Raw genomic sequence first — 14976 nt, forward strand, 5'->3', positions numbered from 1 at the left:
CGGCCCTCGGGAGGCGTCAAGCCCTCCCCGCGCCGAAGGGCGCGTGGGACGCTATGGGCGTGTCCCGGCACGTCGTCAGGCTCGGTGTCGCTGCGCAAAGCGGCACTGCACTTACCAAGGAGTTCTCGCCATGAACATCGCCCTCCTCGTCATCATCGTCGTCGCGATCGTCATCGCCATCGTGAGCGGGCTGAACGCCTCGCTGCAGTGGCTGCTGTGGGTCGCCCTCATCGTCGGCGTCATCGCCCTCATCGCCTTCCTCTTCCGCGTCATCAGCGGCCGCAAGAGCGTCTGACTCACCCGGTGGGTTCCGCGTTTCGATACGCCGGATCCACCGCTCTACCGCGAGGTGACCTCGCGGCCCGCGAATGCCACGTCCTCCCCCCAAGGGACGTGGCATTCGTCTTGCCCCGGCCTCCGACGCTCGACTCAGAGGTGCTCGTCGGCGTAGTGGTGCAGCGCGTCCCGCACGAACTGCGCACCCGCGGTTCCGCCCGTGGCGGTGGCGTAGTTCTCACTGAATCGCGGATCGGTCACGTACATGTCGCCCAGGCCCCGGACGTACGGACCGACGTCGACCGAGGGCGTGCCCGGGATGCCTGCGAGCCAGCGAACGTGACGTGCGGCCTGCGCCTGCGCCTCCGGCGAACCGGGGTCGCCGCCCGCTTCGGCGAGCGCGACCCAGTCGCCGGCGAGTTGCGCGGCGTGACGGGTGAACTCCGCCTTCGCCCCCGCATCCATCCCCCGCCACCACGCATCACTGCGGGCGTAGGCCTCCTCCCCCCAACGCTCGGTCACCTCGCGCCGGTGGGCGGTGTGGTCGAACCCGTCGAACATGTTCTCCGCCATTAGCGGTACTCCTTCTTCTAATGCCGCCACCGTGGCCTCCACGGCGGCGATCCGTTTGGCCAGGCCGATCTGCTCTTCACGCATCCAGGCGAGATGACGCGTCAGCGCTTCTTCCTCGCTCTGTTCGGCGGCGAGCACCTCGGCGATCTGGGCGAGACCGAGCCCGAGCTCTCGCAACAGCAGGATGCGCTGTAGTCGCACGAGGGCCGCCTGGTCATAGCGGCGATAGCCGTTCGCGCCCACCCGCGAGGGAGCCAGCAGCCCGATCTGCGCGTAATGGCGCAGCGTGCGACTCGTCGTTCCCGCCAGCTTGGCGACCTCCTGAATGGACCAGTCCATCGCTCTCTCCTCTCGTCCTGGTCCGAGCGTAGAAGTTGACGTCGCGTCAAGGTCAAGCGGGGATCAGCGACAGGTCTGGAAACTCGCGATATATCGTGTTATGGTCCTGGAAACGCGATATATCGCGAAGCTGGCGGTTCGCCGCCCGAGACAGAGGAGCAGCCATGACCCTGGAGAAGTGGATCATCCACCCGGGCGAGACACGCGTCATCGACATCGAGAAGGTGCGCTCGCTCAAGGTCGGCCTCATCGGCGGTCAGATCGACGTCGTCGCCCATGACGAGCCCGGCGCCCGCATCGAGGTGCACGGCGTCACCATCAAAGACCTGCGCATCGAGGTGACCGGGGACGCGCTCGAGATCGACCACCCGCAGCTGCGGTGGGACAACTTCCTCGCGTCCTTCCGCAACTTCGGCGCGAGCGGCCCGAAAGCCGAGATCAGCGTCGCCGTTCCCCGCGACGTCGCTCTGACCCTCGGGGTCGTCAGCGCGAGCGCGCTCATTTCGGGCCTGCGCACCGACGCCCGGTTGAACACCGTCTCGGGCGACATCATCGTCGACGGGCTGGCCGGCGCGCTGACGCTGAATGCCGTGTCCGGTGACGTGCAGGTGCGCCAACTCGACGGCAGCCTCAACGCGAACAGCGTCTCGGGTGACATCGCGGCCACGGGCGCGATCACGAAAGCATCCATCGACACCGTCTCCGGGGCGATGCTCGTGGACTCCACCGGTCCGATCCACGCCGTGAATCTCAACACGGTCGGCGGCAACGCCACCATCCGTCTCGACGAGGACCTGGCGGCCAACTACGTCGTGCGCACCGTGAGCGGGCGCGTGCAGGTCGACGGCACCATGCGCTCGATCTCGGGACTCACGAACTTCGCCGGATCCACCGGTGAACTGAGCGGCCGTTTCGTCGACGTGCGCACGAACTCCGTGTCGGGTGACCTCACGGTGCTGCGCCGCAGCCCCACCCCGCCCGCCCCCGAGAGCCTGGAAGCCGAGGAGGAGTGGTGATGGCACCCGTCTTCTCGCACGGCGACCTTCGCCTCTACCTGCTCAGCCTGCTCGACGAGGCACCGCGTCACGGTTACGACCTGATGCAGGCCCTCTCCGATCGCACCGGCGGCACCTATACGCCCTCGGCCGGAACGATCTATCCGCGGCTCGCGAAGCTCGAGGAGGAGGGCCTGGTGACCAAGACCGTCGACGGTCGCAAGACCGTCTACGCGATCACCGAGGCCGGGCACGCCGAGGTCAGCGCTCGCGAGGGCGACCTGCACGGGATCCAGGACGACCTGGCCGACAGCGTGCGCCTCATCGCCCAGGAGGTGCGCGGCAGCGTCAAGGAGGCGATGCGCAGCCTGCGCGCCGACCTCGCGGCGGCGTCGCGTGACGATCGGGCCGCAGCGCCCGAGCCCGCAGCCCACGACGACGCGCGCACGCAGAGCCGGGAGCAGATGCATCGCGCCGACGCGCTGGTGAGCGAATTCCGCGCCCGGGTGCGCAGCGACCTACGCGCGCACGTCGCCCGAGGGGGCGCGCTCAGCGGTGCGACGGTCGACGCGCTCGAGGTCGCCCTCGACGAGGCATCCCGCTCTCTGCAGCAGGCGCTCCGCGCCTGATCCACCTCGAATCCACGTCGAAGCGCTCGAATCCAGATTCGGATGCTGCAGCTCGACGTGGATTCGAGCGCTGAGGCATTGATTCACCCAGGGCGCGGCGGCCCGCGGGAGTCAGCCGACCCAGTCGATGTCCTTGTCGTCGGGAACCGGCTCGCTCAACGGCACGACCAGCACGGGTCGGTGCTGACGGTGGGTGAGGCGGGCGGCGACGGAGCCCGTGAAGAATTCGCGGATCGACTCGCCGAGGCCGCGTCTGCGGGTTCCGACCACGAACAGAGGCGAGTCGATGCGTTCGGCAAGACTCTTCATCGCGAGGGCGGGGTCGCCCACCAGTTGCGTGACCGACCACTCCACGCCGGTGCCGGCCAACGCACCCTCCGCGGCGGCGGTGACCTCGAGCAGTTGAGCATGGCCGGCGGAGACGGAGACGTCGGTCGGCGTCGCGTGGACGTAGCCGTCGGGATCCTCGAAGGTCACGAAGCGGGTGACGTCGACGTGCACGACGGCGAGCGGTACGGAGAGCAGTCCGGCATAGCGCGCGGCCTCGGTGTAGACCCGCGCGGGAAGGTCCGGATGAACCCCGACGATGACGGCTCCGTGCGGCACATCGGCCGCCGCAGCACTGTCGGCGCTGATGGATGCTTCGTCCGGCATTGCTTCACCCTTCTCCCCACCGGCGCGGGGAGCGCAGGAGGCCTCCGTGATATCCTGAATGCTACTCTTACCGGCTCGATCCCGATCCGTGAAACCGCGCAGGCCGCCTAACAGCCCGCCACAGTCAAATGAGGGGGTCTCGCATGGGGCGTGGCCGTCAAAAAGCGAAGCACACCAAGATCGCCCGAGAGCTGAAGTCTTTCAGCCCGTCGGTGAACTATTCGGCGCTCGAGCGCGAATTGGGGCACCCCGAGAGCGACGAGCCCGACTACGTCGACAAGTGGGCCGATGATTACGACGAGGGCGACGACGAAGAGCAGACGCCGACGTCGTCGACGCAGATCTCGCACTGACCGTCACCCGGTGACAACGAGAACGGCCGGCAGCGCTGAGCGCTGCCGGCCGTTCTGTCGTTCAGGTCAGGCGATACCGCGGCGGCGACGGTAGGCGGCGTACACGCCGATCCCGATCATCGTCGCGGCGATCCCGGCGAGGGCCCACGGTGCGTTCGCTCCGGTGATGGCGAGCGAGCCGTTGTTCGACGAGCCACCGCCGACGAGGGCCGGCACAGCCGACTGGCTCGCGGACGGCGAGGGCGACGGCACGGCGACCGCGCCCACGACCACGTTGACGTTCGCGGACAGCTCCACGCCCGTCTGCACTCCGGTGATGGTGACCGTGTAGGTACCGGGGTCGGCGATGCTGAGGTCGTCGAACGTCGCGACGCCGTTCAGCACGTCCACCTGTCCGAGGTCGACCGGAGCGCCACCCGCGGTGGAGGTGAGCACACCCCGTGCCTGCCAGTCGGCGTCCAGCCCCGAAACGGTCGCGGTGAACTCCGTGCTGGGTGCGACCTCTGCCGGGACGCTGATGGTCGCATCCGCGCTCAGCTTCTCGAGGTCGCGGTCCAGGTCGAGCGCGTCGGCCGAGGTGAAGAACAGGTCGGTCTGATCGGTCAGGCCGATGACGCCGGCGGCACCGGGGCCGTAGCCGGCGATGCGCACCTGCGAACCGGTGTGCTGCTGCGATCCACCCGCGGGGGAGGTGTTGTAGGCGACGATCATCGACTGGCCCTCCTCGGTGAGGAGGTTCACGCTCAGTCCGGGGGTGACCCCGCCGACGATCTGGCTCGTGTGGGCGTGGTCGGCGGTGACGATGACCAGGGTGTCGTCGTTCTCCTGGGCGAAGGCGAGCGCGACCTGCACGGCCTCGTCGAGGTCGACGGTCTCACCGATCTGGCCACAGGCGTTGGCGGCGTGGTCCTGCTTGTCGATGCTCGCGCCCTCGACCTGAAGGAAGAAGCCGTCCTCGTTGTCGAGCAGGCCGATCGCCTTGTCCGTGAGCGAGGCGAGCGACAGCTCCGCGGGGAGTCGGCCGGCGTTCTCGGTGCAGGGCACTGCGGGGAGCGCCCCGCCACCGACGGTCGCGTTCACGGTGTTGTAACGCACGGGGAAGTTACCCGGGGTGAAGAGGCCGAGCACCGGCTTGTCGGCGCTCGCCTCGGTGACAGCCGCAAGGCCCGCGGCATCCTGGACGACCTGGTAACCGCGGTCGGCAGCCTGGTTGAAGAGGGTCTGGCCCGCCCACGGGCCGGCCGTTGCAGCCTGCGTGAAGCTGGTCTGACCGCCGCCGAGGGTGACGTCGGGACGAACGTTCAAGAGCTGCTCGCTGATCGAGCCGAGGCCACCTTCCTCGATCGTCTCGTCGGGGCACGCCGTCATCGTGTCGGGTCCGTAGCATCCGCGCGCGGAGATGTGTGCGATCTCGGCGCCGGGGGTCGCGTCCTGGATCTCAGCCGTCGAGACGTTGCCGGTCTTCAGCCCGTTGGCCTTGGCGATCTCGAGGAGAGTCGCCTGCGGGGTGTTCTCCAGCGTGTAGTCGACGCTGAGCTTGCCGTTGGCCGTCTTCGTTCCGGTCGACCATGCCGAGGCCGTCGAGGCCGACTCGGAGGCGTAGTTGGGAAGGCCGCCGCTGCCCGGCTTGCCTTCCTCCTCGGGCGTGACCGCCCAGTGCACGTACTGACCCGTCAGGGGAAGCGCGTCGATGCCCTTGAGAGTGCCGGCAGCACCCTCGGCGTAGTTGCGGGCGACCGTGATCTCGGAATCTCCCATCCCATCGCCGATGAGCAGGATGACGTTCTTGGCCTTCCCATCGACCAGGGCCTGGCGAATCACGTCGTTGCGATCCTGATCATGGTCGAGGCGCGTGGCCCCGCCGTTCTCGGTGATCGGGGCGTCGATCGGCGCTGCGGTGGCCGGAAGAGCGAAGGTGAAGCTGCCGAGGGCCAGCGTGGCCACGGCTACCGCCGACCATGCCGCGCGGGCGCGGCTGGGCGAAGTGCGAGGGGTCATTGAGAGATCCTTCTCTGGTTGCGACGACGGGTCTCCGGCGTCTCTTCCAGGCAACCGCGTGAGCGGCTAACAGCGGGGGCGTCCGCGGTGAAGACTCGGCTAACAGGCGGGGTCGGTCACCACGCGCCGTGTCGCTGCTCCCACTCGTCTTCGATCGTGCGGCCGCGCGCCACGACGAACCCCGCGGGGATCGCGATCGTCATCACCGCACCCAGCAGGATGAGCGAACCCGTCCACTCCCCCGTCGCCTCGTGCACGAGGCCGATCGCGAGCGGCGCGAGAGCGGCGAAGCCGTACCCGATGCTCTGCACGAACCCGCTCAGCGCGACGGCGGTGTCGTGGGTGCGCGTACGCAGTCCGATCAGCACGAGCAGCATCGGGAACAGCAGCGGGGGCAGCCCCAGCAGGGCCACCCACAGCGGGGTCGCGACCGTCGGGACGAAGAGCAGGCCGGCTATGCCCGCGATCCCCGAGGTGACCGCGACCACGTACAGTGCCCCGACCACGCGGTAGCGCGACACCAGCAGGGGCACGAAGAACGAGCACGGCAGGCCCATGAAGGCGAACAGAGCGAGGAGCGCGCCGGCCTGCTGCGCGGTGGTGTGCGCCACGTCGACGAGGATCACAGGCAGCCAGGCGAAGGCGGCGTACGCGACGGAGGAATTGACCGCGAAAGTGGCCGCGAGCGCCCACGCGAGAGGCAGACGCACCAGCCGTCGCACGACGTCGGCCCGCGGCCGCTCGACCAGGCCGGCGTCGAAGGCGCGGGCGCGCACGGTGATCACGATCCAGGGAACGATGGCCGCCGCCGCCACCGCCGCCCAGACGGTGAACGAGAGGCGCCATCCCCAGCTGTCGGCGAGCGGCACCGCCACGAGGGGCGGCACGAACGTCGCGACCGCCATGGCCGTCGTGTACAGCGCGGTCAGGACGCCGACGCGGTCGGGGAAGTACTTCTTCGCGATACCGGGGAGCAGCACGTTGCCGATGCCGACGGCAGCGAACAGCACCACGGTGACCACCAGCAGTGAGACGGCGTTCACGGCGAGTGATCGGGCGGCGAGGCCGAGGGCGGCGACGACCACCGCGCAGAGGGCCAGGCGCTCGAGCCCGAGGCGGCGCTCGAGCGGGGGTGTGAGCAACCCCGCCGCCGCGAAGGCCGCCGGCGGCGCCATCCCGATGAGCCCGACCAGGGCGGCGGGGAGCGGGAAGTCCCCGGCGATCCGATCGATCACCGGGGAGAGCGAGGCGACCGCGATGCGCAGCGTCAACGCCATCAGCACGACACCGATGACGATGAGCACACGCCCGCCCGGGCGCGCGGAGCCGCTCACTCGAGCGGCCGGGTCATGACGTCTGGCTACCCTCGACCCAGGCCAGGTATTCATCGGTCACGGTTCCCGTGACGTACCGGCCGTCGAAGCAGCTCATGTCGAGGTCGGTGACATCCGAGCCCTCGAGGATCGCCGCCTTCAGGTCTTCGACCTCTTGGTAGACGAGGTGGTCGCAGCCGAGCTCCTGGGCGATCTCGGGGATCGTCCGGCCGTGCGCGACGAGCTCTTCGCGGGAGGGCATGTTGATGCCGTACACGTGCGGGTGACGCACCGGCGGCGCCGCGGAGGCGAAGGTCACCGATTTGGCGCCGGCATCCCGCGCCATCTGGATGATCTCCCGGCTCGTCGTCCCGCGCACGATCGAGTCGTCGATGAGCAGCACGTTCTTGCCCTTGAACTCGCTCGACATGGCGTTCAGCTTCTGCCGCACGCTCTTCTTGCGGACAGCCTGCCCCGGCATGATGAAGGTGCGCCCGACGTAGCGGTTCTTGTAGAACCCCTCGCGGTACTCCAGTCCCAGCTTGCGGGCCACCTGCATCGCGGCGGGGCGCGCGGAGTCGGGGATCGGCATGACGACGTCGATCTCGTCGACCGGCGTGTGCTTCGCGATGGTGTCGGCGAGGCGCTCGCCCATCCGCAGACGCGATTCGTAGACCGCGATGCCGTTCATGATCGAGTCGGGGCGGGCGAGGTACACGTACTCGAAGGAGCACGGCACGAGTTGAGCGTCGGGTGCGCACAGGCGCGAGTGCAGGGTGCCGTCGAGCGAGACGAACACCGCCTCACCGGGGTGCAGGTCGCGGACGACCTCGAAGCCGGCGTTCTCCAGCACGAGCGACTCGGATGCGACGACCCACTCCGCGCCGCCTTCGACACCGTCGGAGGGGCGGGTGCCCAGGATGAGGGGGCGGATCCCGAAGGGGTCGCGGAAGGCGAGCAGCCCGTACCCGGCGATGAGGGCGATCGCGGCGTACGAGCCCTCAACGCGCTGGTGCACGCGCGTGACGGCGGCGAAGACCTGGTCGGGGTCGAGGTCGGGACCCGTGATCACGGACTGCAGCTCGGAACCGAGGATGTTCACCAGCAACTCGGTGTCGGAGCTGGTGTTGAGGTGCCGGCGGTCGCGGTGGAAGAGCTCGTCGGTCAGCTCACGGGTGTTGGTGAGGTTTCCGTTGTGCACCAGGACGATGCCGTACGGGGCGTTGACGTAGAAGGGCTGTGCCTCTTCTTCGTTGGACGCGGTGCCCTTCGTGGCGTAGCGCACATGGCCCAGGCCGATGTTTCCGAGCAGGGTGCGCATGTCGCGGGTGCGGAACGCTTCGCGCACCATGCCCCGCGCCTTGGTGGTGTGGACGACACCGTTCTGCTCGGCAGTGGCGATGCCCGTCGAATCCTGCCCGCGGTGCTGCAGCAGGAGAAGGGCGTCGTAGATCTCCTGGTTGACCGAACCCTGGCCGACCATCCCGACGATTCCGCACATGTGGTGTTTTTTGCTCCGTGTTGGGGGGAAGAGGAGGCGGTCAGGCGGTCGGGTGGGCGCCGATGAGGCGCACCGCTCCGCCGTCGACACCCTTGGCGCCTTGTTCGAACGCGCCGTCGGGGCGCTGCCCGTCGCGGATCACACCGACCTGCCAGGCAGGGAGGCCCCGCGCAGCGAGGTCGGCGACGGCGGCGGCTGCCTGATCGGGCGAGACGACGGCGAGGAAGCCGATACCCAGGTTCCACGTGCCCTCGGTCTCGGCGAGCGACAAGCCGCCGAGATCGGTCAGCACCTGGAACACGGTCGGCGGCGCCCACGTGGAGCGGTCGATCTCGACCCACGTCTCGCGGGGCAGCACACGAGCGAGGTTCGCAGCGATACCGCCGCCGGTGACGTGGGTCAGAGCGTGCACTCCGCCGTCCACAGCATCCAGCAATCCGAGGAGCGGCCGCGTGTAGAGCCGGGTCGGCTCGAGCAGGGCCTCGCCCCACGTCACGCCGAAGTCGGGGGCGAGGTCGCCGTACTGGATGCCGCGCTGCGCGACGATGTGGCGCACGAGCGAGAAGCCGTTGGAGTGCAGCCCGCTGGAGGCGACCGCGATGACGACGTCGCCGGTCTGCACGCGCTCGGCCCCGAGCACGTCGCTGCCCTCGACGACTCCGGTCGCGGCTCCCGCCACGTCGTAGTCGTGCGGTCCGAGCAGTCCGGGGTGTTCGGCGGTCTCGCCGCCCACGAGGGCGGTGCCGGTCTCGGCGCAGCCGCGGGCGATCCCCGCCACGATGTCGGCGATGCGTTCGGGCACGACCTTGCCGCAGGCGATGTAGTCGGTCATGAACAGGGGCTCGGCCCCCACCACGACGATGTCGTCGACGACCATGCCGACGAGGTCGATACCGATCGTGTCGTGCTTGTCGATGGCCTGCGCGATGGCCACCTTGGTGCCCACCCCGTCGGTGCTGGTCGCCAGCAGGGGACGGGTGTAGGAGCGCAGCGCGGAAGCGTCGAAGAGCCCCGCGAAGCCGCCGACCCCACCGAGCACCTGGGGGCCGTGGGTCTGGCGGACCGCCGCCTTCATCAACTCGACCGCCCGGTCGCCGGCTGCGGTGTCGACACCGGCGTCGGAGTAAGGATCACGGGGAGCGTCGGCCACGCTTCCAGCCTACCGGCGCCCGCGGCGTCGAGCCCCGCCCGGCCGCCGCTCCGCCCTACAATGGCCCCATGCGGAGCGGGAGCGGTCCGGAGTGGGTGGTTCGCGAGGACGCGGGCCTGCCCGTCCTGCTCGCGCTCGCCCTCCGGCAGGCGATCGGGGTGCGCTCGCCCGACGACCTCCCGCACCTGCGCGGCGGCGCCGCCGAGACCGGCCCTGCCCGCGGTGAAGAGGCGCAGGCGCGCCTCGAACGGCAGTGGCGGGAGTACTGGGCGATGACCGTGGAGCCCCAGGCGCACCCCTCGCCGGTGCCGCTCGAACTCGTCGACGGCTTCGACACCGTGATCGCGCTTCCCGCGGAGGGAATGGATGACCTGCGCGCCGCGATCGAACCGCACGCGGGGTCCGCGCTGCACTTCGCGCGCGGCGCTCACGAGCGGTATTCGAGGGATGCTTCCGCCCGGCCCGGTGTTTCGTACCGCGCCTACGCCAGTGCGATCGCCGAACATGAACGCCGGGTGGGACGCCGGGCGCACTCGTTCGAACTCAACGTGCAGGTGCTGCCGCTGACGCAGCGCGGGGTGTGGTGGATCGGTTCGCTCACGATCGCGGTGACCGATGGCCTCCGCGGGGACGTCGTCGCGTTCGACACCGCCATCCACCCGATCATCGCCGAGCTTGCCTGAGGCTCAGTCGGGGAGTTCGACCCGCTCGTGATCGACGACCACGTCGCGCGTTCGACGACCGACGGTGCGATCGAGCACCAGTGCGATCACGGCTCCCACCACCATGCCCAGGGGAATGCAGATGAGCGCGAGGAATCCGAAGACCTGGAGGCTGGAATAGGACATGCCGGTGTTGGGACTGACCTCGCTCGTGCCGTTGAACGACAGGGTGAGAATCATCGCGGCCAGCACTCCGAGCGCTGCGCCCAGGATGAGGAAGACGGCGTACTTCGGGGCGCGGCGCACGCGCAGGGTCTCCACCTCGTCGGTGACGGAGGGGAGGGAGGAGAACTCGGGCTCGGGGGCCATGGGTCCATTGTCTCACCGCTCCCGCCGGGGCGCTCAGGAGAATGATGCGGCGTCGAGAGGTTCTTCGCGATCGGAGCCCGCGGCGGTCGTCAGGGCCGAAGGGGCAGCACAGCGGTGAGGTCGGCCCGCACGCCCGAGGCCGAGATGCGTCCGGCGGTCACAGCATCCGCCCAATGCTCTCCCCCCGTCGCCAGCGCGATCCACGTGCGAGCGTCCATCTCGACCACGTTCGGCGGCGTGCCGCGCGTGTGGCGCGGGCCCTCGATCACCTGGACGGCGCCGAACGGGGGCACTCGCACCTCGACCGCGTTGCCCGGAGCCTTCTCGTTGAGCAACTGCAGCAAGTACCGCACCGCGGTGGCAAGCTCGGCGCGGGCGGCAGGTAGCCCCGCCGCATCGGACGCCGACACGGCACCGAGGGCGGCACGCCCCTCACCCGTTTCGATCCGTCGCGGCATGTGATCACGCTACGCCTCTCCGGCTCGCCGAAGCCTGCTGCGGGCTGGGTGGGGCCCGGCGGGGCGCTCGCTAGGCTGACCGGGTGAGAATCCTCGTCCTCGGCTCGGGTGCGCGCGAGCACGCCATCATCCTCGCCCTCCGTTCCGAAGACGCGGAGCACGCGATCTTCGCCGCGCCCGGCAACGCCGGGATCGCCTCCGACGCTCATCTCGTCGACCTCGACCCGAACGATCCCGAGGCTGTGACCGCCTTCGCGGGTCTCGAGGCGATCGACCTCGTGGTGATCGGGCCGGAAGCACCTCTCGTCGCGGGTGTGGCCGACGCGCTGCGGGTACGCGGCATCCCCGTCTTCGGACCGGGCAAGGCGGCGGCCCAGCTCGAAGGCTCCAAGACCTTCGCGAAACGGGTGATGGATGCTGCGGGCGTACCCACCGGTCGCGCCGTACGCGCGGTCGACTCCGCCGCGGTGGCCGCAGCGCTCGACGAGTTCGGGGCGCCGTACGTCGTGAAGGCCGACGGCCTCGCCTCCGGGAAGGGCGTGATCGTCACGAGCGATCGCGCCGCCGCTGTGGGTCACGCCGCTGCCTTCCTCGCGAGCGGCGCGGTGCTCGTGGAGGAGTTCCTCGACGGCCCCGAGGTCTCCCTCTTCTTCCTCTCCGATGGCGACACCGTGCGACCCCTGAGTCCCGCGCAGGATTACAAGCGCCTGCTCGACGGCGACGAGGGCCCCAACACCGGCGGCATGGGCGCCTACTCGCCGCTTCCCTGGCTCGCGGAACGCTTCGGCGGCGAGGACGAGTTCGTCGACCTCGTCACCCGCGAGATCGCGGAGCCGGTGATCCGCCAGCTCGATTCCGAAGGCACTCCTTTCATCGGTCTGCTCTACGCGGGCTTGATCCTGACCGACACCGGCGTGAAGGTCATCGAGTTCAACGCCCGCTTCGGCGACCCCGAGACGCAGGTGGTGCTGCCCCGCCTGGTCGACCCCCTGTCGCAGCTGCTGCTGGCCGCAGCATCCGGAACCCTCGAGTCCTTCCCCCGCCCCGCGTTCGCGGACGCGACGGCCGTCGCGGTCGTGCTCGCCAGCGAGGGGTACCCCGTCGCCCCGGTGACGGGGTACCGCCTCGACGGAACCGATGACGCCGCCGAGGTCGACGACGTGCACCTCGCGCACGCGGCGACCGCCCGCACCGACGGCGGGCTCGTCACGACCGGCGGCCGCGTGTTGAGCGTCGTCGCCCTGGGGACCACCTTCCGCGAGGCCCGGGATCGGGCCTACGAGGCGATCGAGCTGATCGAGCTCACGGGCGGGCAGTACCGCACCGACATCGCCGCCCGCGTCGTCGAGGCGTGAGACCGCCGCCGCAGGCCGCGGCGAGCGTCACCACTCGGCCCCGCGCCGCACCCCCTCCGCCCGACGAAGATCGAGGAGATACCGGAAATCGAGGACGAAAAACGCCGAAATCGTCCTCAAAGTCCGGAATCTCCTCGAAATCCGACGCGCGGGCCGCGCGCGGAGCCCGAGCCCGCGCGCGGGCCCGAGGCCCCCCTACGAGGCGCGCGCGGCGGCCTGCACGGAAACTGCGCCGGTGAGACCGGTCGGCTTCGGGCGGCGCAGGAACAGCACCGCGATGATGCCGATCACCAGCACCCCGGCGGGCAGTAGCACGGCCTGCGACATCGCCTCGGAGAATCCGGCGGCGACCTGGGTGGGAAGCGTTCCGCCGCCGAAGCTGCTCGTCGCGTCCCCCGCGCCCGGCAGGTTGGCCTCGAGGCGCGCCTGCATGAAGGCGGCGATCGCGGCGGAGCCGAGCACGGATCCGATCGTGCGGGTGGTGTTGTAAATGCCGGCTCCGGCTCCCGCCTGGCGCGGCGGCAGGTTGCGCGTCGCGGTCGTGGCGAGCGGACCCCACATCCCCGCGTTCCCGACGCCCATCACGGCGGCGGGCAGCAGGAACATCCAGATCGGGGTGTCGAGGTTCATGAGCGAGGAGTACCAGACGAGCGATCCGGCGACGAGGACGAGCCCCGGGACCAGCAGGAACCGCGGGTCGGTGCGATCGAGCAGCTTGCCCGCGAAGGGGGCGAGCACGCCGGAGAGCACGGCCTGCGGGATGAGCAGGAGAGCCGACTGGGTGGGGGTGAGGCCCCGCGCGAGCTGAATGAAGAACAGCAGCGGCAGCGACATGCTCGTCACGGTGAAGCCGACGGTGGCGATCGCGAGGTTCGCGATCGAGAAGTTGCGCTCGCGGAAGAGCTCGAGCGGAACGAGCGGTTCGCGCTTCGTGTGCGCCTGGGTCCAGATGAACACGGCGAGCACGACGACGCCACCGGCGATCATCGCCCACACCCAGGGCGCCCAGTCGTAGTGCTCCCCCTCCTGCAGACCGAACACGATGAGGAACAGTGCGACGGCACTGAGGATCACGCCGGGGATGTCGAAGCGGTGGGGGCTCGTCTCGAGCTGCGGGACGAGCCGCCAGGCGAGCACGAAGGCCACCACGCCGACGGGGATGTTGATGAAGAAGATCCACTCCCACCCGAAGCCGTCCACCAGCAGGCCGCCGGCGAGCGGGCCGACGAGGGTCGCGACACCGGCGGTCGCACCCCAGAGGCCCATCGCGGCGCCTCGACGGTTCGCGGGGAAGGTGCGCGTGATGACGGCCATCGTCTGCGGGGTCATGAGGGCGGCGCCGACACCCTGCACCGCGCGTGCCGCGATCAGCAGGCCGAGCGAACCTGAGAGGCCGCAGGCGAGCGAGGCGAGCGTGAAGATCGCCAGGCCGATGAGGTAGATGTTCTTCGGACCGAAGCGGTCGCCGAGGCGTCCGGTGATGAGGAGGGGAACGGCGTAGGCGAGCAGGTAAGCGCTCGTCACCCACACGACGTTGTCGAGGTTGTTCGTGTTCGGGTCGAGCGCCGCCTTGATGGCGGGGTTCGCGACCGAGACGATCGTCGTGTCGACGAGGATCATGAAGAAGCCGATGACGAGCGCCCAGAGGGCGGGCCATGGACTGCGAGTGGGGGCGGATGCTGTGGCAGCCGTAGTGCGGTCGGTCATTGTTCCTGGTCCTGTCGGAGTGTGTGGAGGTAAGGATCGGCGGGGACCTCGTCGAGGCCCCAGGCGAGAGAATGGTCGGCCAGTTGCGCGAGGAGCGCATCGTGCCAGCGGAGATCGGCGTCGAGCAGCGCGCTCTCGCGGCTCGCTTCGACGAGGAACTGGCCCGGTACCGAGCGCGTCGCGGCCTCCGCGAGACCCGAGGCCAGCTCGTCGCGGTGCGCGGCGAGCAGCTCGCGCCGCCGGGTGAGCAGATCGAGCACTTCGGCCCGCTCGAGGTTGTGCGCCTCGGCGAGCGCCACGCGGAACTCGGTGGGTCGATCCAGACGCGTCAATTCGCGGCGCACCCAATCGACGACCGCGGCCGCGCCGGACTCGGAGAGGGAGTAGGTGGTGCGTTCTGGCCGGTTGCCGTCGCGGTCCACCCCGATCTCTGTGAGGAGGCCCGCCCGTTCGAGCGAGGAGATCGTGTGGTAGAACGTGCCGTTCTGGATGCGGAAGATGCGGTCGTCGCGGCGGTGCCGCATGAGCCGCATCATCTCGTAGGGGTGCATGTCGCCCTCGCGCAGCAGCGCGAGCACCATCACCCCGAGGGGGGTGATCTTGGTGGCGTCCATGGTTACTCCGGTTCGACTAGTCCACATGGA

16 protein-coding genes are annotated in these 14976 nt (G+C 69.7%); 6 read left to right on the top strand and 10 right to left on the bottom strand.

The window, feature by feature from the left end; genetic code table 11:
• Positions 1-130 precede the first annotated feature (130 nt).
• Complete coding sequence (locus tag ACFXP5_RS09110; RefSeq protein ID WP_394527867.1) at positions 131-295, top strand: hypothetical protein; 165 nt, start codon at positions 131-133, stop codon at positions 293-295.
• A 134-nt stretch (positions 296-429) separates the two neighbouring features.
• Here the strand turns inward: ACFXP5_RS09110 and ACFXP5_RS09115 are convergent, their stop codons facing one another.
• Positions 430-1188: a MerR family transcriptional regulator gene (locus ACFXP5_RS09115; RefSeq protein ID WP_394544387.1), complete on the bottom strand. Its 759-nt coding sequence runs from the start codon at positions 1186-1188 to the stop codon at positions 430-432.
• Between the two features lie 164 nt (positions 1189-1352).
• Here ACFXP5_RS09115 and ACFXP5_RS09120 point away from each other — a divergent pair, with 164 nt between their 5' ends.
• The gene (locus tag ACFXP5_RS09120) at positions 1353-2204 is read left to right on the top strand and encodes a DUF4097 family beta strand repeat-containing protein (protein WP_394527869.1); all 852 of its coding nucleotides are present in this window, start codon (positions 1353-1355) and stop codon (positions 2202-2204) included.
• Positions 2204-2812 carry a PadR family transcriptional regulator gene (locus tag ACFXP5_RS09125; protein WP_394527870.1) on the top strand — a complete coding sequence of 203 codons (609 nt, stop codon included), beginning with the start codon at positions 2204-2206 and terminating at the stop codon, positions 2810-2812. Before ACFXP5_RS09120 ends, ACFXP5_RS09125 begins: the two co-directional genes overlap by 1 nt.
• Positions 2813-2923: 111 nt before the next feature.
• Here ACFXP5_RS09125 and ACFXP5_RS09130 read toward each other — a convergent pair whose 3' ends face one another.
• On the bottom strand, positions 2924-3466 hold the full coding sequence (locus tag ACFXP5_RS09130; protein ID WP_394544388.1) for a universal stress protein: 543 nt from the start codon (positions 3464-3466) through the stop codon (positions 2924-2926).
• 143 nt (positions 3467-3609) lie between these two features.
• On the opposite strand from ACFXP5_RS09130, the gene ACFXP5_RS09135 reads away from it, so the two are divergent.
• Positions 3610-3819 carry a DUF3073 domain-containing protein gene (locus ACFXP5_RS09135; protein ID WP_394527872.1) on the top strand — a complete coding sequence of 70 codons (210 nt, stop codon included), beginning with the start codon at positions 3610-3612 and terminating at the stop codon, positions 3817-3819.
• 66 nt (positions 3820-3885) lie between these two features.
• Here the strand turns inward: ACFXP5_RS09135 and phoA are convergent, their stop codons facing one another.
• From phoA to purM, 4 genes are all read right to left on the bottom strand, one after another.
• Complete coding sequence (gene phoA / locus ACFXP5_RS09140; RefSeq protein ID WP_394544389.1) at positions 3886-5817, bottom strand: alkaline phosphatase; 1932 nt, start codon at positions 5815-5817, stop codon at positions 3886-3888.
• Between the two features lie 116 nt (positions 5818-5933).
• Entirely contained in the window at positions 5934-7151 is a 1218-nt protein-coding gene (locus ACFXP5_RS09145; RefSeq protein WP_394527874.1) for an MFS transporter, read from the bottom strand.
• A gap of 13 nt (positions 7152-7164) precedes the next feature.
• Complete coding sequence (gene purF / locus ACFXP5_RS09150; RefSeq protein WP_394527875.1) at positions 7165-8631, bottom strand: amidophosphoribosyltransferase; 1467 nt, start codon at positions 8629-8631, stop codon at positions 7165-7167.
• 40 nt (positions 8632-8671) lie between these two features.
• Positions 8672-9781 carry a phosphoribosylformylglycinamidine cyclo-ligase gene (purM, locus tag ACFXP5_RS09155; protein ID WP_394544390.1) on the bottom strand — a complete coding sequence of 370 codons (1110 nt, stop codon included), beginning with the start codon at positions 9779-9781 and terminating at the stop codon, positions 8672-8674.
• Positions 9782-9849: 68 nt separating this feature from the next.
• Here purM and ACFXP5_RS09160 point away from each other — a divergent pair, with 68 nt between their 5' ends.
• Entirely contained in the window at positions 9850-10464 is a 615-nt protein-coding gene (locus tag ACFXP5_RS09160) for a zinc-binding alcohol dehydrogenase (protein WP_394527877.1), read from the top strand.
• A gap of 3 nt (positions 10465-10467) precedes the next feature.
• Here ACFXP5_RS09160 and ACFXP5_RS09165 read toward each other — a convergent pair whose 3' ends face one another.
• Complete coding sequence (locus tag ACFXP5_RS09165) at positions 10468-10812, bottom strand: potassium transporter Trk (protein WP_394527878.1); 345 nt, start codon at positions 10810-10812, stop codon at positions 10468-10470.
• A gap of 89 nt (positions 10813-10901) precedes the next feature.
• The gene (locus tag ACFXP5_RS09170; protein ID WP_394544392.1) at positions 10902-11270 is read right to left on the bottom strand and encodes a sterol carrier family protein; all 369 of its coding nucleotides are present in this window, start codon (positions 11268-11270) and stop codon (positions 10902-10904) included.
• Positions 11271-11353: 83 nt separating this feature from the next.
• On the opposite strand from ACFXP5_RS09170, the gene purD reads away from it, so the two are divergent.
• Positions 11354-12625, top strand: a complete 1272-nt coding sequence (purD, locus tag ACFXP5_RS09175; RefSeq protein WP_394544393.1) for a phosphoribosylamine--glycine ligase — start codon at positions 11354-11356, stop codon at positions 12623-12625.
• 195 nt (positions 12626-12820) lie between these two features.
• Here the strand turns inward: purD and ACFXP5_RS09180 are convergent, their stop codons facing one another.
• Entirely contained in the window at positions 12821-14332 is a 1512-nt protein-coding gene (locus tag ACFXP5_RS09180; RefSeq protein WP_394544395.1) for an MFS transporter, read from the bottom strand.
• Positions 14329-14946: a PadR family transcriptional regulator gene (locus tag ACFXP5_RS09185; RefSeq protein WP_394544396.1), complete on the bottom strand. Its 618-nt coding sequence runs from the start codon at positions 14944-14946 to the stop codon at positions 14329-14331. The genes ACFXP5_RS09180 and ACFXP5_RS09185 overlap by 4 nt, the downstream gene beginning before the upstream one ends.
• Positions 14947-14976 lie beyond the last annotated feature (30 nt).

Origin of the sequence: Microbacterium hanjuni, assembly GCF_043556395.1 — a bacterium.
Classification (GTDB): Bacteria; Actinomycetota; Actinomycetes; order Actinomycetales; family Microbacteriaceae; genus Microbacterium.

Bases quoted from the DNA above. Each gene is read 5' to 3' on its own strand.
- ACFXP5_RS09130 (WP_394544388.1), bottom strand. From the start codon at position 3,466: ATGCCGGACGAAGCATCCATCAGCGCCGACAGTGCTGCGGCGGCCGAT.
- ACFXP5_RS09160 (WP_394527877.1), top strand. From the start codon at position 9,850: ATGCGGAGCGGGAGCGGTCCGGAGTGGGTGGTTCGCGAGGACGCGGGC.
- ACFXP5_RS09165 (WP_394527878.1), bottom strand. From the start codon at position 10,812: ATGGCCCCCGAGCCCGAGTTCTCCTCCCTCCCCTCCGTCACCGACGAG.
- ACFXP5_RS09125 (WP_394527870.1), top strand. From the start codon at position 2,204: ATGGCACCCGTCTTCTCGCACGGCGACCTTCGCCTCTACCTGCTCAGC.
- ACFXP5_RS09180 (WP_394544395.1), bottom strand. From the start codon at position 14,332: ATGACCGACCGCACTACGGCTGCCACAGCATCCGCCCCCACTCGCAGT.
- ACFXP5_RS09120 (WP_394527869.1), top strand. From the start codon at position 1,353: ATGACCCTGGAGAAGTGGATCATCCACCCGGGCGAGACACGCGTCATC.
- ACFXP5_RS09110 (WP_394527867.1), top strand. From the start codon at position 131: ATGAACATCGCCCTCCTCGTCATCATCGTCGTCGCGATCGTCATCGCC.
- purF (WP_394527875.1), bottom strand. From the start codon at position 8,631: ATGTGCGGAATCGTCGGGATGGTCGGCCAGGGTTCGGTCAACCAGGAG.
- ACFXP5_RS09170 (WP_394544392.1), bottom strand. From the start codon at position 11,270: ATGCCGCGACGGATCGAAACGGGTGAGGGGCGTGCCGCCCTCGGTGCC.
- ACFXP5_RS09185 (WP_394544396.1), bottom strand. From the start codon at position 14,946: ATGGACGCCACCAAGATCACCCCCCTCGGGGTGATGGTGCTCGCGCTG.
- ACFXP5_RS09115 (WP_394544387.1), bottom strand. From the start codon at position 1,188: ATGGACTGGTCCATTCAGGAGGTCGCCAAGCTGGCGGGAACGACGAGT.
- phoA (WP_394544389.1), bottom strand. From the start codon at position 5,817: ATGACCCCTCGCACTTCGCCCAGCCGCGCCCGCGCGGCATGGTCGGCG.
- ACFXP5_RS09135 (WP_394527872.1), top strand. From the start codon at position 3,610: ATGGGGCGTGGCCGTCAAAAAGCGAAGCACACCAAGATCGCCCGAGAG.